21 protein-coding genes and 1 pseudogene are annotated in these 22726 nt (G+C 67.7%); 12 read left to right on the forward strand and 10 right to left on the reverse strand.

Annotated elements, in window-relative coordinates; genetic code table 11:
- Positions 1-2152: patatin-like phospholipase family protein (locus ACYP33_RS11835; protein ID WP_459621799.1), on the forward strand; the 2152-nt coding region annotated here is incomplete at its 5' end.
- Between the two features lie 28 nt (positions 2153-2180).
- Here ACYP33_RS11835 and ACYP33_RS11840 read toward each other — a convergent pair.
- Entirely contained in the window at positions 2181-3335 is a 1155-nt protein-coding gene (locus ACYP33_RS11840) for an ATP-binding protein (protein ID WP_459621801.1), read from the reverse strand.
- A complete protein-coding gene (locus ACYP33_RS11845; protein WP_414446705.1) occupies positions 3322-4029 on the reverse strand; it encodes a winged helix-turn-helix domain-containing protein in 708 nt (235 codons plus the stop codon). The genes ACYP33_RS11840 and ACYP33_RS11845 overlap by 14 nt, the downstream gene beginning before the upstream one ends.
- Positions 4030-4513: 484 nt before the next feature.
- On the opposite strand from ACYP33_RS11845, the gene ACYP33_RS11850 reads away from it, so the two are divergent.
- The 5 genes from ACYP33_RS11850 to ACYP33_RS11870 all read left to right on the forward strand — a co-directional run bounded on the left by ACYP33_RS11850 (position 4514) and on the right by ACYP33_RS11870 (position 10254).
- Complete coding sequence (locus tag ACYP33_RS11850) at positions 4514-5428, forward strand: glutaminase (RefSeq protein ID WP_459621804.1); 915 nt, start codon at positions 4514-4516, stop codon at positions 5426-5428.
- A 283-nt stretch (positions 5429-5711) separates the two neighbouring features.
- Entirely contained in the window at positions 5712-6869 is a 1158-nt protein-coding gene (locus tag ACYP33_RS11855) for a porin (RefSeq protein WP_459621806.1), read from the forward strand.
- Positions 6870-6879: 10 nt separating this feature from the next.
- The gene (locus ACYP33_RS11860) at positions 6880-7575 is read left to right on the forward strand and encodes an ABC transporter ATP-binding protein (RefSeq protein ID WP_459621808.1); all 696 of its coding nucleotides are present in this window, start codon (positions 6880-6882) and stop codon (positions 7573-7575) included.
- 64 nt (positions 7576-7639) lie between these two features.
- Entirely contained in the window at positions 7640-8542 is a 903-nt protein-coding gene (locus tag ACYP33_RS11865; protein ID WP_414440057.1) for an ABC transporter substrate-binding protein, read from the forward strand.
- Positions 8542-10254 carry an ABC transporter permease gene (locus tag ACYP33_RS11870; RefSeq protein WP_459621810.1) on the forward strand — a complete coding sequence of 571 codons (1713 nt, stop codon included), beginning with the start codon at positions 8542-8544 and terminating at the stop codon, positions 10252-10254. Before ACYP33_RS11865 ends, ACYP33_RS11870 begins: the two co-directional genes overlap by 1 nt.
- 77 nt (positions 10255-10331) lie before the next feature.
- Here ACYP33_RS11870 and ACYP33_RS11875 read toward each other — a convergent pair whose 3' ends face one another.
- The 3 genes from ACYP33_RS11875 to ACYP33_RS11885 all read right to left on the reverse strand — a co-directional run bounded on the left by ACYP33_RS11875 (position 10332) and on the right by ACYP33_RS11885 (position 12442).
- On the reverse strand, positions 10332-11204 hold the full coding sequence (locus tag ACYP33_RS11875; RefSeq protein ID WP_459621812.1) for a hypothetical protein: 873 nt from the start codon (positions 11202-11204) through the stop codon (positions 10332-10334).
- A gap of 169 nt (positions 11205-11373) precedes the next feature.
- The gene (locus ACYP33_RS11880) at positions 11374-11991 is read right to left on the reverse strand and encodes a glutathione S-transferase family protein (RefSeq protein WP_459621814.1); all 618 of its coding nucleotides are present in this window, start codon (positions 11989-11991) and stop codon (positions 11374-11376) included.
- Between the two features lie 22 nt (positions 11992-12013).
- The gene (locus ACYP33_RS11885; protein WP_459621816.1) at positions 12014-12442 is read right to left on the reverse strand and encodes an ACT domain-containing protein; all 429 of its coding nucleotides are present in this window, start codon (positions 12440-12442) and stop codon (positions 12014-12016) included.
- 169 nt (positions 12443-12611) lie between these two features.
- On the opposite strand from ACYP33_RS11885, the gene ACYP33_RS11890 reads away from it, so the two are divergent.
- On the forward strand, positions 12612-13490 hold the full coding sequence (locus ACYP33_RS11890; protein ID WP_459621818.1) for an FG-GAP repeat protein: 879 nt from the start codon (positions 12612-12614) through the stop codon (positions 13488-13490).
- A gap of 19 nt (positions 13491-13509) precedes the next feature.
- Here ACYP33_RS11890 and ACYP33_RS11895 read toward each other — a convergent pair whose 3' ends face one another.
- On the reverse strand, positions 13510-13827 hold the full coding sequence (locus ACYP33_RS11895) for a hypothetical protein (protein ID WP_414440063.1): 318 nt from the start codon (positions 13825-13827) through the stop codon (positions 13510-13512).
- 83 nt (positions 13828-13910) lie between these two features.
- Complete coding sequence (locus tag ACYP33_RS11900) at positions 13911-14564, reverse strand: DUF2278 family protein (RefSeq protein ID WP_459621820.1); 654 nt, start codon at positions 14562-14564, stop codon at positions 13911-13913.
- 367 nt (positions 14565-14931) lie between these two features.
- Between ACYP33_RS11900 and ACYP33_RS11905 the strand changes: the two genes are divergently transcribed.
- Positions 14932-15099: a hypothetical protein gene (locus ACYP33_RS11905; protein ID WP_414446695.1), complete on the forward strand. Its 168-nt coding sequence runs from the start codon at positions 14932-14934 to the stop codon at positions 15097-15099.
- A gap of 31 nt (positions 15100-15130) precedes the next feature.
- The gene (locus tag ACYP33_RS11910; protein ID WP_459621822.1) at positions 15131-17398 is read left to right on the forward strand and encodes a phosphocholine-specific phospholipase C; all 2268 of its coding nucleotides are present in this window, start codon (positions 15131-15133) and stop codon (positions 17396-17398) included.
- A gap of 84 nt (positions 17399-17482) precedes the next feature.
- Here the strand turns inward: ACYP33_RS11910 and soxR are convergent, their stop codons facing one another.
- The gene (gene soxR / locus ACYP33_RS11915; RefSeq protein WP_459621824.1) at positions 17483-17932 is read right to left on the reverse strand and encodes a redox-sensitive transcriptional activator SoxR; all 450 of its coding nucleotides are present in this window, start codon (positions 17930-17932) and stop codon (positions 17483-17485) included.
- A 104-nt stretch (positions 17933-18036) separates the two neighbouring features.
- Between soxR and ACYP33_RS11920 the strand changes: the two genes are divergently transcribed.
- Positions 18037-19500 carry an MFS transporter gene (locus tag ACYP33_RS11920; protein WP_459621826.1) on the forward strand — a complete coding sequence of 488 codons (1464 nt, stop codon included), beginning with the start codon at positions 18037-18039 and terminating at the stop codon, positions 19498-19500.
- Between the two features lie 197 nt (positions 19501-19697).
- Here the strand turns inward: ACYP33_RS11920 and ACYP33_RS11925 are convergent, their stop codons facing one another.
- Together ACYP33_RS11925 and ACYP33_RS11930 are read right to left on the reverse strand one after the other, a co-directional pair.
- On the reverse strand, positions 19698-20303 hold the full coding sequence (locus ACYP33_RS11925; protein WP_459621828.1) for a GNAT family N-acetyltransferase: 606 nt from the start codon (positions 20301-20303) through the stop codon (positions 19698-19700).
- A gap of 173 nt (positions 20304-20476) precedes the next feature.
- A complete protein-coding gene (locus tag ACYP33_RS11930) occupies positions 20477-21655 on the reverse strand; it encodes a porin (RefSeq protein WP_459621830.1) in 1179 nt (392 codons plus the stop codon).
- A 196-nt stretch (positions 21656-21851) separates the two neighbouring features.
- Here ACYP33_RS11930 and ACYP33_RS11935 point away from each other — a divergent pair, with 196 nt between their 5' ends.
- Together ACYP33_RS11935 and ACYP33_RS11940 are read left to right on the forward strand one after the other, a co-directional pair.
- Positions 21852-22385: a GbsR/MarR family transcriptional regulator gene (locus tag ACYP33_RS11935; protein ID WP_414446689.1), complete on the forward strand. Its 534-nt coding sequence runs from the start codon at positions 21852-21854 to the stop codon at positions 22383-22385.
- An 80-nt stretch (positions 22386-22465) separates the two neighbouring features.
- Positions 22466-22726, forward strand: a pseudogene (locus tag ACYP33_RS11940) (hypothetical protein); the annotation flags it as partial.

Consider the following 22726-nt stretch of genomic DNA (forward strand, 5'->3'; position numbering starts at 1 on the left):
GATCGGCCTGGTGCTGTCGGGCGGCGGCGCGCGCGGCTACGCACACCTCGGCGTGCTGAAGGTGCTGGCGGCACATCGCATTCCAGTCGACTGCATCGCCGCCACCAGCATGGGCGCGGTGGTCGGCGGGCTGTATGCGAGCGGGATGAGCGCGGATGAGATGTCGCGCCGGCTCGCCGACGTCAACCTGGCCGACATCGCGTTCGACGTGACCGAGCGCGCCGAACTGCCGCAAAAACGCCGCGAGGACGAGGAGCGCTATATCGGCGGCCTGACGCTCGGCTTCGGGCCGAAGGGCTTCAAAGCCCCGGCCGGGCTGGTGCAGGGCAACCGGCTGCAGGCGCTGCTGGCCGACTGGACGTCGTCCGTGCCGACCAACCAGCCGTTCGACCGGCTGCCGATCCCGTTCCGCGCCGTGGCCACCAACCTGCGCACCGGCCAGATGGTGGTGCTCGACCGCGGCTCGCTGCCGCTCGCGATTCGCGCCAGCATGGCGATGCCGGGCCTGTTCTCGCCTACCGAGATCGACGGCCAGACGCTGGTGGACGGCGGCCTGGTCAGCAACCTGCCGGTCAGCACGGTGCGCCGGATGGGCGCCGACGTGGTGATCGCGATCGACATCGGCTCGCAATTGCAACCGCTCGACGCGCTGGCCTCGCCAGCCGACGTGTTCCAGCAGATGCTCGGCATCCTGATCCGCCAGAACGTCTCGCAGCAACGCGGCGAACTCGGGCCGCGCGACGTGCTGCTGGAGCCCTCGCTCGGCGCGATGAGCTTCACCGATTTCCAGAACGTCAAACAGGCGATCGCGGCCGGCGAGGCGGCCGCCGAGGCCGCGCTGCCGAGGCTCGAACCGTACGCGCTGTCGCCGCAGGCCTATGCGGCCTATCTCGCGCAGCATCGCGCGCCGCCCGAGCAGGCGCTGCGCATCACGAAGATCGAAATCCGCACCAACGGGCCGGTGCCCAAGCGCGTGGTGGCCGATGCGCTGCACGTCAAACCGGGCGATTTCTACGATCCCCAGGCGGTGAGCCGCGACCTGCTGGCGCTGACCACCGGCGGTAATTTCGACACGGCCACCCAGCAGGTGGTCAGCGACGGCGACGTCAACACGCTCGTGGTCGACGCGCGCGGCAAGGATTGGGGCCCGAACTTCCTGCTGTTCGGGCTGGGCATGTCGAGCAGTTCGAGCGACGAGGGCGGCTTCCGCTTCCACGTGGGCTACCGCCGCCCCTGGCTGACCGATTCGGGGCTGGAATTCCGTGTCGATTCCACGCTCGGCAGCGATCTGCAATCGGTGCATACCGAGCTGCGCCAGCCGCTGTCGAGCCGGTACGGCTTCTACCTGGCGCCCTACGTGGAGTTCGAGCGCCGTTTCGCGAACCTGTATCTCGACAACTACAAGATCACGCAATATCGGCTGCAGACCGAGCGGCTCGGCATGGATTTCGGCGTGCCGATCGGCCGGCTCGGCGATTTCCGGATCGGCCTGGCCTATGCGCACGGCAATGCGTCGGCCACCTACAACCTGCCGGACGACGTCGACGACGCCGGCCGACTGACGGGCCAAACCTTCCCGTCCCAAAACGGCCACGAACTGACGGCGCGCGCACGCCTGCTGATCGACCAGCTCGACGACCCGATGCTGCCGCGCAAGGGTTACTACGTCGAGCTGCGCGCCGACCACGCGCTGGTCGCGAGCGATCAGGCGCGCTATACGGAAATCTTCGGCAAGGCGATGATCGCGCAACAGTTCGGACGCCATAGCTTCAGCGCCAGCGTCGAGGGCGGCAACAACTTCGGCACCCCCAGCCCGGTGAACCTGCTGGCGTTCACGCTCGGCGGCTTCCAGCATCTGTCGGCCTACGCCGTCGATCAATTGAGCGGCAACGCGCTGGCCTATGGTCAGGTGACCTACATGAACCGCCTGATGACGTTCAACGCGTCGCCGATCAAGGCGTTCTACGTGGGCGCGAGCGCGGAAATCGGCAACGTGTGGGCCAACGAGGACGGCGGCCGCAGCGGGTCGATGAAGCAGAGCTATTCGCTGTTCGGCAGCTTCGTGACCTCGTTCGGGCCGATCTACGTGGGTATCGCGCTGGCGCCGGGCGGGCTGCGCAACCTGTACTTCCAGCTCGGCCGCACCTACTGAGGCGGCAAGGCGCGCACGCCGGGCGAACTCAGCCCGGCCAGCGGATCTCGAAGCGCGCGCCGCCCAGCACGCGCGCGTCGGCCACCACGATGCGGCCGCGATGCGCCTCCAGCACCAGGCGCGTGATGGCCAGGCCGAGGCCGTAGCCGGCGGTGTGGCGGTCGAGCCGCACGAACGCGTCGAAGATCCGCGCGCGCTCGCTGTCCGGCACGCCGTGGCCGTCGTCCTCCACATAAATCACGATCTCGCCCGGGCCGGCGCCGAGCTTCACGCCGATCAGGATGCGCGACTGCGCGTACTTGCCGGCGTTGCGCAGCAGGTTGCGGATCGCGTACGACATCAGCCGCGTATCCATGTTCACGCGCAGCTCGCGCGGCACGCCGATGCGCATCTCGATCGTCTTGTCGGGGTCGAGCTGGGCGAGATCGTGCACCTCGGTTTCGAGCCAGCTCGCGAGCAGCGTCGGCTCGGGGATCGATTGCAGCGAACTGTATTCGAGCCGCGCGTAGGTCAGGCTCATGTCGATCAGTTCGTCGAGCTCGGTCACGTCCTGGGCGATGCCGTCGAGCGCATCCTGGCGCTCGGCCTCGCTGCCCGGATCGCGCAGGATCTCGAGCGCGAACCGCACGCGCGCGAGCGGCGTGCGCAATTCGTGGGAGATGCCGTTGGTCAGGTCGCGCTGCGCCGCGATCAGCCGCTCCATGCGCATCGCCAGCGAGTTCAGCATGCGCGCGAGCGGCCCGAGCAGCACGCTGTGCGATTCGCGGGCGCGCGTGTGGAAGCGCCCGCCGCTGAAATCGATGGCGCGCTCGCGCACCATCACGAGATCGACCCAGGTGGGCCGCGCCCAGCGCCACGCGGCCAGCGCGGGCACCACGATCACGAACAGCGCCACCCCGAAGCAGCCGCCCGGCAGCGCGTCGAAGCCGGCCAGCACGCGCGCCGGCGACAGCGTGCACGCCAGCGCCAGCAACGGCACGCCCACCATCAGCAGCACCAGGCTCATCAGATGCAGATAGGCGCGCAGATAGAGCCGCGACCAGCTCGGCATGCGGTCGGCGCGCGTGTCGGTCCAGGTGCGGCGAAACCGCAGCCAGCGCCAGCGCAGGTAGCGCAGCGCGGGCAGCCGCGGCTGGTAGGTGGCGCTCGGCGCGGGCGCGTCGTCGGGATTATTCCCAGGCATGCGTGCTGAACTGATAACCCTTGCTGCGGATCGTCTTGATCCGGCGCGGGTGGCTCGCATCGTCCTGCAGCTTGCGGCGCAGCTTGGAGATGCGGCCGTCGATGGTACGGTCGAGGCCGTCGAATTCCATGCCGCGCAATTCGCGCATCAGGTCGTCGCGGCTCACCACCTCGCCCGCGCGGCTGGCCAGCACCCACAGCAGATCGAATTCGGCCGAGGTCAGGTCCGGCGACGAGCCGTCCGGCAGGCGCACCGAGCGGTTGCCGCGATCGATCGAGAAGCCGCCGAACGCGAAGCGGTCCGAACCGTGGGCGGCCTCGGCCGGGCGCTGCGGCGAGCGGCGCAGTTGCGCCTTGATCCGCGCGAGCAGGATGCGCGGCTCGACCGGCTTGCGCACGTAATCGTCGGCGCCGAATTCGAGGCCGAGCAGCTCGTCGTAGGGCTCGTCGCGCGCCGTGACCATCACGATCACGCCGTCGAACTGCTTGCGTGCCTCGCGGCAGATCTCGAAGCCGTCCTTGCCGGGCAGATTGACGTCGAGGATCACCAGGTCCGGCCGCTTCGAGAGGATCGCGGACACGGCCACCTGGCCGTCGAGCACGGTCTCGACCTCGTAGTCGTGCTTGCTCAGATAGCCGCCGATCAGGGTGGACAGGCGAGGGTCGTCTTCGACCAGAAGAATGCGGTGGGGCATGGAGAATCGGCTCGATCGAGGCTGCTGGCAAACCGGCGTGCCGGTTCGTTTTGCAAGGTTCCGGTAAGCACCGGTAATTTCATGAAATATTTCGCATGATACTGCCCTCCGTGACCGCTGATGCATGTTGCCACGCATTTGTACGGAAAATCTCGGCACGTGCGCCGACGGCGTCGCAAAACCGTCGGTTTCACGTCAATTTTCACGCCGATTCTCGCGGCTGATGGTCAGCAAACGCTTAACAGGCGCACCACCGCGCGAAGGACGGCGCAGGTTCGCGAGCGGCACATCATGTCGCGTTATGGCCCGCTTCACATCCCGCCTCGCATCCCGCTTCACATCCCGCTTCACATCCCGCCTTGCATCGTCGGCGGCCGCTTCGCCTGCACGGCCAGCGCACCGCATTGGTGCTTGACGAATCGCCGCGCAAGCGCTTCCATACGGGCTCGCTGAATTTCGCGCGCGAGCGCCGCCAAACGCCGTCATGGATTACCAACCGATACTCGACCGCATCCATTCCGAAATCGCACCGTGGATCGGCGCGGGACGCGTGGCCGACTACATCCCCGAGCTGGCCACGGTGCCGGCCGAGCGCTTCGGCATCGCGATCGTCACGCTCGACGGGCGCACCTACACGGTGGGCGACGCCAACGAGCGCTTCTCGATCCAGAGCATCTCGAAGCTGTTCGCCTGCACGCTGGCGTTCCAGATGCTCGGCGACGAACTCTGGCAACGCGTGGGCCGCGAGCCGTCGGGCAACGCGTTCAACTCGCTGGTGCAGCTCGAAAGCGAACGCGGCAAGCCGCGCAACCCGTTCATCAATGCAGGCGCACTGGTGGTGACCGACGTGTTGAGCCGCCGCTTCGTGCGCGCCGAAACCGCGCTGGTGGAATTCATCCGCCGCCTGATCGGCTCGACCGAGATCGACTACGATTCGCGCGTCGCGCAATCGGAATGGCAGCACGCCGAGCGCAATCGCGCGATGGCCTATTTCATGGCGAGCTTCGGCAACATGTGGATGCCGCCCGAAACCGTGGTAGACGCCTATTGCCGCCAATGCGCGATCTCGATGAGCTGCGTGGAGCTGGCGCAGGCCGCGCTGTTCCTGGCCAACGGCGGCGTCGCGCCGGCTACCGGCGAGCGCATCGTCGACGCCAGCTCGGCCAAGCGCCTGTCCGCGCTGATGCTGACCTGCGGCACCTACGACGCGGCCGGCGATTTCGTCTATCGCGTGGGGCTGCCGGCCAAGAGCGGCGTGGGCGGCGGCATCGTCGCGGTGCTGCCGGGCGAGATGGCGGTGTGCGTGTGGTCGCCGGGGCTCGATCCGAACGGCAATTCGCTGGCCGGCGTGCTCGCGCTCGAATGGCTGACGACCTACACCGAACGCTCGATTTTCTGATTCCGGGCCATCGGCCTCGCGGCGAATCCTGACGATTCGCCAACGCCTTTCAGCGTGTTCAGCGCCGCGGCGCTTGCCGCATCGCCGTTTTTTTAACGGCGACAAGCGCGCAGATGCCGGCGCTTGAACGCCGGTTCCAAACCGTTCGCACCCCTCACGTTTTCACGCGCGTCGCGCCGAGCCGCCCGCCACGGGCGAAACAACACGCTCGCGCCTGTCACGAACCTGACTTGCGTGCCACTTAGAGTGGCGGCTCGATTGAATCCCAAAGAGGACATAACTCGTGAACCACTCCTATCGCATCGCGGCGGTAGGCGCGTGCCTGGCCGCCTGTGCCGGCCTGCCCGCCTACGCCTACGCAGACGAAACACCCACCGCCGCCGGCTCCTCGGTGACGCTCTACGGCATTCTCGATACCGGTATCGAGTACCTGAACCAGGCCGCCGCTTCCACCACCAACAAAGGTCAGACCAACAGCGTCACGCGCATGACGTCCGGCAACATGTCGGGCTCGCGCTGGGGCATCACCGGCCGCGAGGATCTGGGCGGCGGCTCGCGCGCCTTCTTCCTGCTCGAAAGCGGCATCAACGTGGGCACCGGCACGTCGCTGCAAGGCGGCCGCGAATTCGGCCGGCTCGCCTACGTGGGCATCGCCAACGACACCTACGGCACCGTCGCGCTGGGCCGCCAGGGCGGCCTGTTCCTCGACTGGGTCAGCGAATACAACCCGCTCAAGAACGCGGTGTACGCGATCAAGATGCAGGACCCGGCGTTCTCCGACCGGCTCGACAACACGCTGCGCTACGAGAAGCACTTCGGCGGCCTCTCGGCGATCGCCCAGTACAGCTTCGGCTACGACAACGTCAACTTCGGCTCGCAACCGGCCGGCGACAACCGCTACGCGCGCGTGATCGAGGCCGGCCTGCGCTACAAGCACGGCCCGTTCAGCGCCACGCTGGTGTACGACCAGAAGAACGGCGGCAGCACCAGCCCGACGGCCGCGCACACCGCCAAGGTGGGCGGCAACGAAGGCGACATCGACCGCCGCATCGGCGTGGGCGCGAGCTACAAGATCGCCACCGTGACCACCTACGTCGGCTACCGCTACCTGGATTCGCACGCCGTGCACCTGAGCACGCTGTCGACCTCGCCGGTGGAGGCCAGCAGCCTCTACTGGTTCGGCTCGACCTGGTACGCGCGGCCGAACCTGGCGTTCTCGGGCACCGCGATGTATCAGAACTTCTACGGCAATTCGCGCGACCCGTGGTCGTTCCAGATCGATGCGGACTACTTCCTTTCGAAGCGCACCGACCTGTACCTGAACCTCGGCTACGTGCTGAACCGCAACGGCTCGAACCTCGGCCTGAACGGCTTCGGCACCGACGTGGTGGCGGGCAAGAACCAGTTCGGCCTGATGGCGGGCATCCGCCACAAGTTCTGAAGGAGTGCGCATGAACCCCGGCACGAGCATCTCGATCCACCTGCGCGGATTGCGGCAGCGCTTCGGCGGGCACACCGTTCTGGACGGCATCGACCTGGACGTGCCGGCGGGCACCACGCTGGCGCTGCTCGGCCCGTCGGGCTGCGGCAAGAGCACCTTGCTGAAGCTGCTGGCCGGGCTGCTGCGGCCGGACGAGGGCCGCGTGATGTTCGGCGGCGAGACCGTCGCCGACCCCGCCACTTGCGCGCCGCCCGAGGCGCGCGACCTCGGCATGGTGTTCCAGGATTACGCGCTGTGGCCGCACCTGACGGTGGCCGGCAACGTGGCGTTCCCGCTCGAAATGCGCGGCGTGCCGCGCGCCGAGCGCAGCGAGCGCGTGGAGCTGGCGCTCGAACGCGTCGGCCTCGGCGCGTTCGGCGCGCGCCGCCCGTCGGCGCTGTCCGGCGGCCAGCAGCAGCGCGTCGCGCTCGCGCGCGCGATCGTGGCGCGCCCGCGCGTGCTGCTGTTCGACGAGCCGCTTTCCAACCTCGATCCGCAACTGCGCGCCTCGCTGTGCGGCGAGATCCGCGACCTGCTCGCGCAACTCGGCACCACCGCCGTCTACGTCACGCACGATCGCGCCGAAGCCGAAGCGCTGGCGCACACGATCGTCACGCTGGCGCACGGCCGGGTTGCGCAGATCGCCCAAAATTCAAGGAGCCGGTAGTATGCTCACCACGCTTTCCAAGACCGTTCTTACCTTATCGCTGGCCTTCGGGCTGACTCAATCCGTGCACGCTCTCACCGTATATACCGCCGGCCCCGGCAACCTCGCCAAGAAACTCGCGCAGGGCTTCGAACACAAGACCGGCGTCAAGGTCGATCTGTTCCAGGCCACCACCGGCAAGCTGATGGCCCGCGTCGAAGCCGAAGCCGGCAACCCGCACGCCGACGTGCTGATCTCCGCCTCGTGGGACACCGCGCAGGATCTCGACCGCCGCGGCTGGCTGCTGCCCTACACCAGCCCGAACGCGGCACACGTCTCGCCGATGTTCAAGACCCCGAACTATGTCGCGCAGGGCATCTCGGCGCTCGGCATCGTCTGGAACACCAAAACCGGCAAGCCCGAACCGCACGACTGGAAGGATCTGGCCGCGCCGGCCTACCGCGACCAGGTGAGCACGCCGAACCCGGCACTGTCGGGCGCCTCGCTCGACCTGCTGCTGGGCCTGCAGGATCGTCTCGGCGAAGCGGCCTGGACGCTGTTCGACAGCCTGCACAAGAACGGCATGGTGGTGCTCGGCCCGAACGCGCAGGCGATCAACCCGGTGCTGCAAGGCGCGAAATCGGCCGTGTTCGGCGCGGTGGATTACGTGGCCTACGGCTCGGCCGCCACCGGCGAATCGGTCAAGGTGATCTTCCCGAGCAGCGGCACCGTGATCGCGCCGCGCCCGATGATGATCTTCAAGACCTCGAAGGCGCAGGCCGATGCGCGCGCGTTCGTCGATTACGTGCTGTCCGACGAAGGCCAGCAGATCGTCGCCGCCGCGTACCTGATCCCGGCGCGCGACGACGTCAAATCCACCCGCCCCGGCCTGAAGGACCTCAAGCTGCTGCCGATCGACGACGGCAGCAACAAGACCTCGCGCGCCGAGGTGCTCAAGCGCTTCAACAGCCTGTTCGGCGAACACTGATGGCGACCGTGCTCGCGCGGCGTTCCTCCACGCGGCGCGCACGGCTGTCCGGCCGGGCCGGCCGCGTGACCGGCTTCGGCGCCCTGCTCGCGGCGCTGCTGTTGCTGGTGGGCCTGCCGGTCGCGTTCGTCGGCCTGCAGGCGATCTTTCCCGCGCTCGGCCAGGGTTCGTTCGCGCATCCGTTCTCGGCCGTCTACGCCACGCTCGACGAATCGAACACCTGGCCGCTGCTCGGCAACACGCTGCGCTTCGGCCTGGCGGTGGCGGCCGGCGCGCTCGCGCTCGGCGTGCCGCTCGGTGCGCTGCGCGGCCTGGTGCGGGTGCCGGGCGCGCGGCTGTGGGATCTGCTGTTCCTCGCGCCGTTCCTGATTCCGCCGTATCTCGGCGCGCTCGGCTGGATGCTGCTGCTGCAACCGCACGGCTATCTTCAACAGTTGGCCGGCTTCGATCTCGGCGGCTTCCTGTTCTCGTTTCCCGGCATCGTCACGGCGATGACGCTGAGCGTGTTCCCGGTGGTCTATTTCTCGGTGTCGCGCGCGATGATGCAGACCGGCGGCCGGCTCGCGCAGGTGGCGCGCGTGTGCGGCGCGAGCCCGTGGCGCGCGTTCGTGCGCGTGACGCTGCCGCTGGCCGCACCCGCCATCGCCGCGAGCGCGCTGCTGGCGTTCACGATGGCGATCGAGGAGTTCGGCATTCCGTCGGCGCTCGGCGCGCGTGCCAACTTCAGCCTGCTGGTCACGTCGATCGAGGCGCGCTTCTCCGACTGGCCGATCGACCTGCCCGGCGCGGCCGTGCTGTCGGCGCTGCTGGGGGTCACGGCGATGGCGGCGTTCGTCGCGCAGCGTCGCCTGCTCGCGGGCCGCGATTTCGACACGCAAACCGGCAAGCCGGTCGCCGTCGAGCCGGCCGAGGCGGGCCGCTGGCGCACGCCGATCGTGCTGCTGTTCGCCGCCGTTGCGCTCGGCACCACGGTCGCGCCGATCGCCACCATCATCGCCACGGCGTTCCTGCGCACGCTGTCGGGCGGCCTCAGCGTCGCCAACCTGACGCTCGCGCACTTCGGCGCGCTCGCCTCGGGCGGCGACGGTGCAAGTGCGCTGGGCACCAGCCTCGCGCTGGCGGCCGGCACCGCGCTCGTCACCGGCGTGCTCGGCTTCCTCGCGGCGTGGGTGGTGGTCAAGACCCGCACGCCGGGCCGCGCGGCGCTCGACGGCCTGACGCTGCTGCCGCACGCGATGCCCGGCATCGTGATCGGCGTGGGCCTGATCCTCGCCTGGAACCTGCCGTTCTGGCCGGTCACGCCGTACAACACCTGGGTGATCCTGCTGCTCTCATATGCGTGCCTGCTGCTGCCCTACCCGGTGCGCTACGCGAGCGCGGCGTTGCGGCAGATCGGCGGCAGCCTGGAGGCGGCCGCGCGCGTGCATGGCGCGTCGCAGGGGCGCGTGCTGTTGCGCATCGTGCTGCCGCTGGTCGCGCCGCCGCTGGCCGCCTCGATGATGATCGTGTTCGCGGTGGCCTCGCGCGAGCTGGTGACCTCGCTGCTGCTCGCGCCGAGCGGCGTGCAAACCGCCTCGGTATTCATCTGGCAGCAGTTCGAGCAAGGCTCGATCGGCGACGGCATGGCGATGGGCACCTTGATGCTCGCGATCAGCGGCGTGCTGCTCGGGCTCGCTTCGCGCTGGACCAGGAAGCTCGATACGCTGCACTGACGTAAAAAAACCGCGCCTGGCATGCTGCATCTGCAACACGCCAGGCGCGGAAGTCGGAGTCTTGCTTCGGCTACGCCTTATTGGCCGCTGCAGAACGACGGCTGGTATTGATACACCCAGGCGGTCTTGGTCGAGCTGGGCGACTGCACCCAGTTCGTCATGCCCTGGATCGTGTTGAAGATCAGTTGCGAGCGCGACGTGACCTTGTCGGTGAACACGCCGTTGTCGTTGACGTCGACCTCGAACGAAATCTCGGCCAGCGCCGGCGTGCTCGAACCGTTCGCATACCACACCGTCATCGTGAAATCGGCGTCTTCCTGGCCGAGATCGCTGGTCGGGCCGTCGAACGTCAGTTCGTGGATCGACAGGCCGCCGACCGGCACCAGCGCCGTGCTGGCGATGCTGTCGAAGGTCTTGGTGGTGGGGAACAGATCCTTGATGTCGCTGACCTTGTTGATGTTCTTCGAGCTGGACAGCGGCTCGCTGGTCGAGTGCGAGAAGGTTTCCTTCGCGGGCGGCGTGATGTCGTCCTCGAGCTTCGAGCTGGCCTTCGACGAGCTGCCGGTCACGTCGGTGTTGGCCGAGGTGCTCTGATTGGCCGAGCCGAACTTCAGCTCGATATCGAGGCTGCCGCTTTCGTTGCGCTCGCGCATCGAGTAGCCGGCCGTGCGCACGGCGCAACTGTTCGCCGTGTCGAAATACTGCACGGTGCGGTTGTGGTCCGCGGCAAACGACTTCTTCACGGTGCTGTCGAAGCCGTTGGCGGCCAGCGAGGCCTCGAGGTCGGTAAGGAAGCGGTTCGCCGCGTCGGCCGGCGCGCTTTGGAACGCAACCGGGTTCAGCAGGACCTTGTATTCGCGGCTGCCGACGCTCGGCGTGCCGGCATGGGCGAACTGCGACGCGGCAAACAACGCCAGCGCCGCCGCATGATGCAATCTGATCTTTGTCATTTCGGTGCTCATGAGTGGATGGATACGACGCTTCGCCGTGTGACGAAGCCCCACCAAGTTAGCTATCCGAAATGACGTGGCGGTGAAGCGGATGTGTCGGTTGATCGCGCGGCGCGCGCGATCCCGACGCATGAACGAATCGCGTCAGGACCTTGCGCGCGGCGGCATGTCAGGCGCTGACGAACGGCTCGCGCGCACCGGGCGCCGTGGCCGCCATCGCCGAGCGCGCCGCCCACGGTTCGAGCCATGCGCCGAGCGCGGCGCGCGTGTCGCGCCATTGGCGGCCGTAGCGGAAATCCACGTAATCGAGCGCCACCGCCACGGCGATTTGCGTGCCGGAAGGAATGCCGCCCGGGTCGGGCGTCAGTTCGCCGAGCCGCGCCGCCAGCACGTCGAGCGCGCGCTCGATTCGCGCTTCGAGCCTGGCGAGGTAGGCCGGCTCCTGGCGCGGCAGGTCGCGCACCGATTCCACGCGGCGCGCGAGCACCGCTTCCATGAGGCCGTCGGCGAGGCCCAGCATCGACAGCGCGGCCGCATCGCCGGTCCGCACCAGCGGTGCTTGCGCATGCAACGAATCGAGGTGAATCAGGATCGCCATGCTGTCGTACAGCCCGGCGGTTTCCGACAGCACCAGCGCCGGAATCTGCCAAAGCGGATTGAACGGCGCGAGCACCTCGGGCGACTTCATGTCGACGAACACCTCGCGCACCGCGAGATGGCGCTCGCAGGCGGCCACCACCACCTTGCGGCCGAACGGCGAGGTGGCATCGGTCATGATCTTCAGCATCTGGTTTTCTCCTGACAGGGGGTCATGCCGCGCCGGCTTCGAGCGCCACGCGGCGGATCGCGTCGATCGCATCGTGACGCCGGGCCCAAGGCACGAACACGTGGTCGTGGTAATAGCCCGACATCACGTTGGCGCTGATGCCGTCGTGCGCGAGCGCGGTGGCGATGGTCGCGATGAAACCGACCGCTTCGAGCGACGAATGAATCTGCAGCGTGATCTTCGCCCATTCGCCGAGGTGGACGAGGCCATCGCGGCGCGCGCTGTCGAGCGGCAGGATCAGCGTGCGCCCTTCGCGCTCGTCGAACGTGCAGATGCAATCGGCCGGCGTGTCGTGCCCACCACGCGCGTCGCGCACCACCGTGCAGAACGTGTAGATGTCCTCGTCGAGCGCCGGATCGATGCCGGTCAGCAGTTGTTGCAGGTCGGTCTGGCCAGTGCGGGGGGCAGGCATGTCGAAAGGCTCCATCCAGGGTGGCGCTCGCCGGCGCGGCCCGACATGATGCATCGAAATGCAAAGGATTGCCGAAGGCGGCGGCGTTGCGGCGAGGCGCGCGCCGTGCCATGCTGGCCGCCGCGATCATGCCGCCCACACCACACCGATCATTCCGGGGATCACACCCATGAGCCGATTCGAATCGCGCCCGGCCGCGCTGGCTGTATTGCTGGCCGGCAGCCTCGCCGCCACGGCGGCGCTGGCCGCGCCTCCCGTCATGAGCTACCGCGTGGACGCCAACACCACGGCCACGCTCACGCGCATCGACAGCACCCATGTCCGCGTGCGGCTCTCGCCCGGCAACGTCTCGCAAACTCTTGCGCTCGATGGCGATCTGGGCGACGGCGACGGGACATTCGACTACGCGCTCGGCGATTACAACTTCGACGGCCATCGCGATGTGGCCGTCACCGTCATGCAAGGCATGGTGAACGAGGCGTATCAGGTCTATCTGTACGATCCGGCCGCCCGCCGCTTCACGCCGTTGCACGCGCCATCGGGCAATGCACGGCAAGGCAGTTGCGGCGACCTGACGAATCTCGAGGCGAAGCCGGCCGAGCGCACGCTCTACAGTTCATGCCGCAGCGGCCCGGTGTGGTACAGCGACGCCTACCGCTATCGCGCCGACGGCACGCTGTACCTCTATCAGAGCAGCCAGGATTTGCCGATCGGCCTGCAGACGTCGATCGTGGAAGGCGCGGCGGCGGACGGCGGGCCGGCCTCGGTGCTGCTGACCTATGACGAGCACGGCAAGGTGGTCGGCAGCCAGCCCCAGGCGTATGGCGGCGGCGAAGTGGGCATCAAGGTGGCCGTGCCGAAGCTGCCGCTGCACGACAGCCCGCACGATGGCCCGACGCGCCGCTATGTAGTGCAGGACGACGCGCTCGACCTGATCGGCGCCAGCGCCGACGCGGCGTGGTTGCAGGTTCGCTTCCACAACCCGCGCGCGGGCCGCATCGAAGGCTGGATCAGGAGCGACGACGCGATTCCGGCCGATCAGAAATGACCGATGAACGCGGCGCGCCCTAGCGCGCCGCCGCCACCCGATACGGCGTCGGCCGCCCGGCCGCCTGCCACAGCGCGATGGCGCGCGCCACGCTGGCATCGACCTCGTCGAGCGAGATGGGCTGGTAATCGCGGTTGAGCAGGTAGCAATGCCAGACACCATCGGCATCGCGCACCGAAAGGGGCAGAATGGCCGAGCCGCGCATCAGCGGGCTGACCGCTTCGTGCAGATCGCGGAAATTCGGCCGGGTGGTGTCGATCACGGTGACTTCGCCGTTCTCGAGATCGCGGCAGATCGCGTCCACATCTACCGGGTCCGCATGGAAATCGATTTTCATGGCTCCGCCCGGCTACACAGGTCAATCTACCAGTGTAGGCGCTGAATCGCGCCAAGCAAGCCCGACGCGATACGAACGCGCGATCAGTGGCCGCCGTTCACCGGGTTGCCGTGATCGTCGGTGTCGAAGGTCTGCGACTGGAACGCGAGGAACACGGCGAGCCAGGTGCCGTCGGGATAGCGCAGCATCAGGCAGCCATCCTGGTAAACACCGTTGTCCTTACGATAGGAACCCGAATTGCCCTGGTTCATGTGGATGTCGTGAATGCCCTGGCCCGGCACGAACTTGAAATACTGGTCGGGCTTGGTTTCCGGCCCCCACTTCGAACCGAACGCGAACACTTCCGAGCCGGCCTGATCCATCGCCTTGACCACCGCGCTTTCGAGGCGGTCCTTCAGGTCGTTGCTCTGGCCCGGCTGGTCGGGCGGCACCGGCACCATCGCCGAGGTATCCACCAGATCGCCGCGCACGAAGTCGATCGCGAGGCCGCCCGGCTGGCTGGCCAGCTTCGTGAAGCCGGTGGCAGCGGCCGTCAGTTGCGAGGTCAGCGCATCGGGCAGCGTGGTGCGCGACTCGAACAGCACGGTGGACGGCGCATGCGGCGCCGACGATTTCACGTTCACGGCGATACGGAACACTTCGTCGCCGGCGTGTACGAGGATCTGGTAGTGATCGTCGTCCGCGTCGCGAAGATGTCCGGCAACGGTGCCTTTCAGCAAACCATAGTTCAGTGACATGGGGGGTCCTGTCGTCAGTGGTCGGTGGGTTAACGGATTCTGCCGCTTGCGACTGACAGTTTTGCGACACCCGAGTTGCATGCCAGGCGATGCTTGCGCGCGCATCGATTCGCTTTTCGCGGGAAATCGGTAAGCACTACCTCGCATCGAATAAATATCGGAAATTATCGGCATTCCACATCGATCGCTGCGCACGGTAACGTTCTCGACCGCACACTTGATCGCCAAGCTTGCAATCCGCTTCACATTCCTGCCAAAAACAAAGCCTACAGTCGGCAACGGATTCAGGCCCTGTCCTCGCAAAGCGGAACCGTCCGGCCGGCGCGTTCCCTCCGTTTCCATCGCTGTCCCTGGGATCACAACAACAATGGCTCGCCTTTCGATCATTGGCACTTCATGGCTCGGCGCCGCGCTGCTGTGTGCGACGCTGCTGCTCGCCGCCTGCGGCGGCAACGACGATGCACCGCACACCACGCCGTCCAGCGGCGCGGGCGCCGCCGCCTGCTCGACCCGTCACTGCGCGCCGGCTCCCTGAGCCGCCCCGCCCTCACCCGGAAGCCCTCCGCATGACATTCAGTTCTTCGAAACGCCGGTTCCTGAAAACCTCGCTCGGCAGCGCCGCGGCCGCCGCCACGCTGTCGGCGTTTCCGCCGGCGATCCGGCGCGCGCTCGCGATCGACGCCAACAACGTCACCGGCTCGCTCAACGACGTGCAGCACGTGGTGCTGCTGATGCTGGAAAACCGCTCGTTCGACAGCTATTTCGGCACATTCCGCGGCGTGCGCGGCTACGGCGACCGCTTCGCGATTCCGGCGCCGGGCGCGACCAACATCTTCCATCAGAGCTATACGAAAGCGGGCGTGACCAGCGTGCTCGCGCCGTATCACCTCGACGAGACGCAAGGCAACGCGCTGCGCGCGGGCGGCACGCCGCACACCTGGAACGACGCGCAGGCGGCCTGGGACAACGGCCGCATGTCGGCATGGCCCACCGCCAAGACGCCGCTTTCGCTCGGCTACTACGAAACCGTAGAAGTGCCGTTCCATCGCGCGCTGGCCGACGCGTTCACGATATGCGACGCATATCACTGCGGCATGCACACCGGCACCATCGCGAACCGCCTGTTCTACTGGAGCGGCACCAACGGCCCGAACGGCAAGAGCCCCACCGACGGCAGCAACGTGGGCGTGGCCGCGCTGAACAACGAGTTCAACGGCGGCAACGACATCGGCCCGTCCACCTCGGGCTGGACCTGGACCACCTACGCCGACCGCCTGCAATCGGCCGGCGTGAGCTGGAAGGTCTATCAGAGCCTGGTCGACAATTTCGGCTGCAACGAGATGATGGGCTTTCGCCACTGGCGCGCCGCGATCGAGCAGATGCCGGCCGCGCGCCGCCCGGTATACGTCTCGACGGTCGACATCAATCAATCGGTGACGGCCGCCGGCCCGTTCTACGACCCGGCCATCGACGATCCGTTGAGCCCGCTCGCCAAGGGCTTCGGCAACACCATGCCGCAAGGCTTCCTCGAAACGTTCCGCGACGACATCCAGAACGGCACGCTGCCGTCGGTTTCGTGGATCATTCCGCCGTCGTACTACAGCGAGCATCCGGGGCCGTCGAGCCCGACGCAGGGCGGCTGGTACGTGCAGGAAGTGCTCGACGCGCTGACCGCGAACCCGGACGTGTGGAGCAAGACGGTGCTGCTCGTGAACTACGACGAGAACGACGGCTTCTTCGATCACCTGCCGCCGCCGAGCGCGCCGTCGCACAATGCCGACGGCACGCTGGCCGGCGGCAGCACGCTGGCCGATGCGGACATGGCGCCCGAATATCACAACTTCACGCCGGCCACCAGCAACCAGCCCGCGATCGACGGCCGCCCGTACGGCCCGGGGCCGCGCGTGCCGATGTGGGTGATCTCGCCGTGGAGCCGTGGCGGCTTCGTCAATTCGCAGGTGTTCGATCACACCTCCACGCTGATGTTTCTCGAGAAGCGCTTCGGCGTGGCCGAGCCGCAGATCAGTGCGTACCGCCGCGCGATCTGCGGCGACCTCAGCTCGTGCTTCAACTTCGTGTCGCCGAACGACGGCGCGCTGCCCACGCTGTCGGGCCGCACCACCAAGGTCGGCGCCGATTCGCTGGCGTCGTCGCAGGCCGCGGCCAGCGCGATTCCGGTGCCGGCCGCCACCGCCACCTCGGCGCTGCCCGCGCAGGCCACCGGCACGCGGCCGTCGCGCGCGCTGCCCTACGAGCTGCACACCACGGCGCACCCGGCCGCCGCCCGCCTCACGCTCGAATTCACGAACGCCAGCGGCAACGCCACCGGCGCGGTGTTCCATGTGTACGACCGGCTGCATCTGGATCGCGTGCCGCGCCGCTACGCGGTGCAGGCCGGCAAGTCGCTGAGCGGCGTGTGGGTGCCCGATGCGGCCGACAACGGCAGCTACGACCTGTGGGTGCTCGGGCCGAACGGCTATCACCGTGAATATGTGGGCAACCTCGGCGAACTCGGCGCGGGCGTCAACCCGGAAATTCAGGTGTGCTACCAGCCTTGCGACGCGTCGAGCGTGATCGTCAAGCTGTTCAACCGCGGCAGCCAGCCGGCTACCTTCACGGTGGCCGCCAACGCGTATCGCAGCGACGGCCCGTGGACGCTGACCGTGGCCGCCAACGCCTCGGGCGAACTGAGCTGGGCCGTGGCCGACAGCGGCAACTGGTACGACTTCACGGTCGGCAGCAGCACCTCCACGACGTTCCGCCGCCGCTTCGCGGGGCGCATCGAAACCGGCAAGGATTCGGTCTCCGATCCGGCGATGGGCACCGCCAGCTAAACGAACCGAACGCCGGAAAAAAGACGGGCCGGCATGACATCGCCGGCCCGTCTCGTTTTGTTTCGCAGTCCTGGTTTCGCAGTCTTACCGGCCTTCGAGCAGCGCCGCGCCCTGCGCGGCCTCGCCGAGCCGGTCGCCCGGGTTGCGCAGCGGGCAGTCGCGCATCGACAGGCACCCGCAACCGATGCAGCCGCCCAATTGATCGCGCAGTTTGGTGAGCTGATCGATCCGCTCGCTCAATTCGTCGCGCCACGCGGTGGAGAGCCGCCGCCAGTCGCGCACCGTCAATTTTCGACCGGCCGGCAACGCGTCGAGCGCCGACTTGATCGCGGCGAGCGGCATGCCGGCGCGCTGCGCGATCCGCACGATCGCGATGCGGCGCAGCACGTCGCGCGCATAGCGGCGCTGGTTGCCTTCGCTGCGCCAGCCGTGAATCAATCCCTTCGCTTCATAGAAGTGAATCGTCGCCACGCTCACGCCGCTGCGACGGGCCACCTCGCCCACCGACAACGCCTGCTTTACGTCAATACTCATGCGCGCCCCCTTGACCTCAACCAAACATGAGGTTTTATAAACGATGCCGTTGGCCGGAGCAAGCACGCTTGCCGGCCTCGATCGAACCAGCAACGGGAGAACCCATGGGCAAGCGAGAGGAATTCACGGCGGCAGCGGCGCCTTCGACGAACGCGGCGATATCGACCGGCACCGGCTGGGCCGCGCTGTGCTCGGGCGCGAACGGCCTGCGCTCGCTCGCGCTGGCCGGCGGCGTGGCGTTGCATGCGATGAGCGTCTACGTGGTCGCCACCGTGCTGCCGAGCGTGGTGCGCGACATCGGCGGGCTGGACTTGTATTCGTGGAGCACGGCGATCTTCATCGTCGCGTCGATCGCCGGCTCGGCGCTCGCGGCCGGCCTGTTGAAGCGGCTCGGGCCGCGGCGCGCCTATGCGCTGTCGGCGCTGGTGTTCGCCACGGGCGCGGCGCTGTGCGCGCTCGCGCCGGCCATGCCGGTGCTGCTGGCCGGCCGGCTCGTGCAGGGCTTCGGCGGCGGGGTGCTGTGCGCGCTGGCCTATTCGATGATCCGCGTCGTGTTCGACGAGGCGCTGTGGCCGCGCGCGATGGCGCTCGTGTCGGGCATGTGGGGCGTGGCGACGCTGATCGGGCCGGCGGTCGGCGGCGTGTTCGCCGAATGGGGCATGTGGCGCGCGTCGTTCTGGTCGGTGGCGGGCGCGGCCACGGCGTTCGCGCTGCTGGCGGCGGCGGTGTTGCCGCGCAACGCGGCCTCGACCTCGGCCTCCGCTGCCGCGCAAGGCAACACCGCCACGCCGAAGCCGCAACTGGGCCTGCTGATCGCGGTGGTGCTGGCCGTGTCGGCCGGCAGCGCGTCCACCGACCCGGCCTGGAACCTGGCCGGCATCGTGCTGGCGATCGGCTGCGCGGCGCTGCTGGTGCGCATCGAGCGGCGTGCGTCGAACCGGCTGCTGCCGTCCGGCGCGTTCCGCCCCGGCTCGCCGGTCGCGAAGTGCTACGCGATCCTCGCGCTGCTGTCGCTCACGGTCACCAGCGCCGAAATCTTCGCGCCGCTGTTCCTGCAGGTGCTGCATCGCCAGCCGCCGCTCGCGGCCGGCTATCTGGCGGCGTTGATGGGCGCGGGCTGGACGCTCGGCGCGCTGGCCTGCTCGGGCGCGAGCGGCCCGAACCTGCGCCGCCTGATCGTGGCCGGGCCGCTGCTCGAACTGGCCGGCATGCTCGGCCTGTTCGCGCTGCTGCCGAGGGATAGCGGCGGCGAATGGCTCGCACTCCTGCCGATCTGCACGGCGATGGTGGCGCTCGGGTTGGGCGTCGGCGTGGCCTGGCCGCACTTGCTGACGCGCGCGCTGAAGGCCGTGCCCGATGCGGAGAACGCGCTCGCGGGCGCGTCGATCACCACCGTGCAGTTGTTCGCGACGGCGGCCGGTGCGGCGCTGGTGGGGATGCTCGCCAACGCGGGCGGGCTGGTGGAGCCGGGCGGCGTGGCCGGCACGGCGCAAGCCGCGCGCTGGGTATTCGGTGCGTTGCTGCTCGCGCCGCTCGGCGCGGCGCTGATCGCGCGGCGCGCGGCCTGAGAGCGGCCTCGCGCGTGTGACCTACTTCGCCAGCAGTCCTTCGAGATGCGCACGCGTGTAGCGGCCCATTCGTTGTCGACGCTGCCTGAGCGCACCCCGCGTGCCGTAGCCTACTTCGCCAGCAGTCCTTCGAGATGCGCGCGCGTGGCGGCCCATTCGTTGTCGATGAGGCCCGAGCGTGCCCCGCATGCCGTGGCCTACTTCGCCAGCAGTCCTTCGAGATGCGCGCGCGTGGCGGCCCATTCGTCGTCGATGATGCTGAAGCGCACCGAGTTGCGCTTGCGGCCGTCCGGCATGATGCGCTCGTGGCGCACGACGCCCTCCTCGTGCGCGCCGATCCGCAGGATCGCGGCGCGCGAGCGTTCGTTCAGTACGTCGGTGGTGAACTGCACGCGCACGCAAGCGAGCGTTTCGAACGCGTAGCGCAGCAGCAGGTATTTGCATTCTGTGTTCGCGCCCGAGCGCTGCATCGACGCCGACAGCCACGTGTGGCCGATTTCGAGCCGGCGATTGACGCGGTCGATCTTCCAGAAGCGCGTGCTGCCGACCACCTTGCCGCTGTCGCGCCGCACGATCGCGAACGGCATCACGGTGCCGGCCCGCTCGCCCTCGAACGCCTTCGCCAGATAGGCGTCGATGCCGGCCGGGCCGGGCACCACGGTCACCGTCAGGTTCCAGAGTTCGCCATCGGCGGCGGCGGCCAGCAACTCGGTCGGCGCGACCTCGCTCAACGGGCGCAGCGTCACGAGCCGGCCGTCGAGGGTAGGCGTGGCGATGGAAGTGGAATTCGGTTCGGCGGACATGGCGGGCAGCGGGATCGGAAGAGAATGCGGCCCGACAGTATCGGCCATCCCGGCCCGAACGGGGAAGCGTCTGAAAGCCCGAAACGCAACGCGGCCGGCGTCGCATTGGCGCGAAGCCGGCCGTGCTGAAACGGATGAAGGCAAGCGGAGCGGACGCACCGCTCCGCGCGCGATCAGAACTTGTGGCGGATGCCCACCAGCGCCAGTTCCTGGCTGTTGGTGCCCGAGTTCACGCCGAAGCTGCCGATCGATGCCTGAGCGGAGACCACCGCGCCGGCCGCGTTCAGCGAGTTGCCGCTGGCCTTCTGGTAGCCGGCCACCGCGTAGAGATCGGTGCGCTTCGACAGCGAGTACAGCGCGCCGATGTTGACCTGGTTGTAGTGGGCCGACACCGGGCCGGTCAGCGACGTGTAGCTGTAGCCGATACCCGTGTTCAGCGACGGCGAGAAGCGGTAGTTGAAGAAGCCCGAGCCGCTGTTGAACTTGGCCGTCGACTTGAACACCGACAGCGAATCGCCCACGTATTGCGTGTTCGAGTAGGCGATACCGAAGGTGGCCGCGCCCAGCACGTACTGGCCGGCGGCACGCACGATCTGGATCGACTTGGCGCTGGAGAAGCCCGTGTTGATGACGGTGTTGAACAGCGAATCCGAGGTGCTCGTCCAGGTGCGCGTGCCGTTCGTCACGGTGTTGCCGCCATTGGCGAAGAAGTAGCCGGCGCCGAGCGACAGCGGGCCTTGCGCGTACGACGCGCCGAAGCTGTAGGTCTGGCCGTTGCCGGTCTGGCCCGCCACGCCGCCGAGCGCGTACAGCGCTTCCACCTGGATGCCGGCGATCAGCGGGCTGGTGTACTTCACCGAGTTGCTGACGCGCAGGCTGTTGTCGTAGTTGTCGAGGTCGCCCGGCGTGGCGAAGGTGCCGCCGAACGGGCCGTCTTCGGTCAAGCCTTGCACCAGATCAACGATCGGGTCGTACTGGCGGCCGATCGTCAGCGTACCCCAACGCTGATCGGCCAGGCCCACGATCGACTTGCGGCCGAATTCGCGGCTGCCCTGCCCGAGCGCGCCCGTGCCGACGTTGAAGCCGTTTTCGAGCTGGAAGATCGCGGCGAGGCCGCCGCCCAGATCTTCCGTGCCACGCAGGCCCCAACGGCTGCCCGACAGGCCGCCGCTGTTGAATTTCACCAGCGACGACTGGTTCGCGCCGTTGGCGCCCTGCGCATTGTGGACATACGCGATGCCGGCATCGACGATGCCGTACAGCGTGACGCTGCTTTGCGCTTGTGCGGCCGGCGACAGGCTGGCGGCAAGGGCGGTAACGGTGGGCAGTGCGAAGTAGGAAAGACGCTTCATTCTTTTATGGCTCGGTCTGTTATTGGAAGAATCCGCACGTTAGCGAATTCCGTCCGGGCCGGAAACAAACCAATTCTGCGATGAATATAAAAACAACAGGACGTTGTGTCGCATGGCGCCGTCGTGCTTTCGGCCCGAATCGGCCGCTTTATTTCTGTCTTGACAGAAATAACTGAAGGCTCGTACATTACGCCGCATGGAACTGACACCGCTTGCCGAACGATTCATTCTCCACTGGGGCGAAATGGGCTCCCGCTGGGGCGTCAACCGCACCGTCGCGCAGATTCACGCGCTGCTCTATCTCCACGGCAAGCCGATCGCCGCCGACGAGATCGCCGGCGCGCTCGGCGTGGCGCGCTCGAACGTCAGCACCAGCCTGAAGGAGCTGCAATCGTGGAAGCTCGCGCGCATCGTGCATGTGATGGGCGACCGGCGCGACCACTTCGAAACGTCGACGGATATCTGGGAGCTGTTCAAGCTGATCGTCGAGGGCCGCCGCCAGCGCGAGATCGACCCGACGCTGACGGTGCTGCGCGACACGCTCACCAGCCCCGAGATGGCCAACGAAACGAAGGAAACCGAACAAAGGATTCGCGACACGCTGCAGTTCATGGAGACGCTGACCACCTGGTCCGACGAAATGCTGCGCATGAAGCCCGATACGCTGATGAAGACGCTGGGGATCGGCGCGAAGATCAGCCAGGTGGTCCGGCGCAAGCCGAGCAAGTAAGCACGCGCGGGTGGCGACACCCGCTTTTTTTGGGCTCTATATTTCTGTTTATACAGAAACAACAGTAAGGACAATCAATCATGAATACCTCGCTCGCCCTCGCCATCCAGTTCCTGTTGCCCGTGCCGATCGGCTATGCCATCGCCCGTTACCTGCGCGCGGTCACGCGCAACCTGCTGATCGACCTGTGCGGCACCGAGGGGCGTGCCGATTTCTGGACGCGCATCACCCTGGTCATGCTGGTGCTCGGCCCGCTCGTGCTGGTGCTGGCGTTCGCGCGCAGCCCCGCCGCGTGCTCGGCCGACAACGCGTTGTGCGTGATCGGGGCGTTGCGCGCGACG

Source organism: Burkholderia sp. 3C (genome assembly GCF_054589155.1).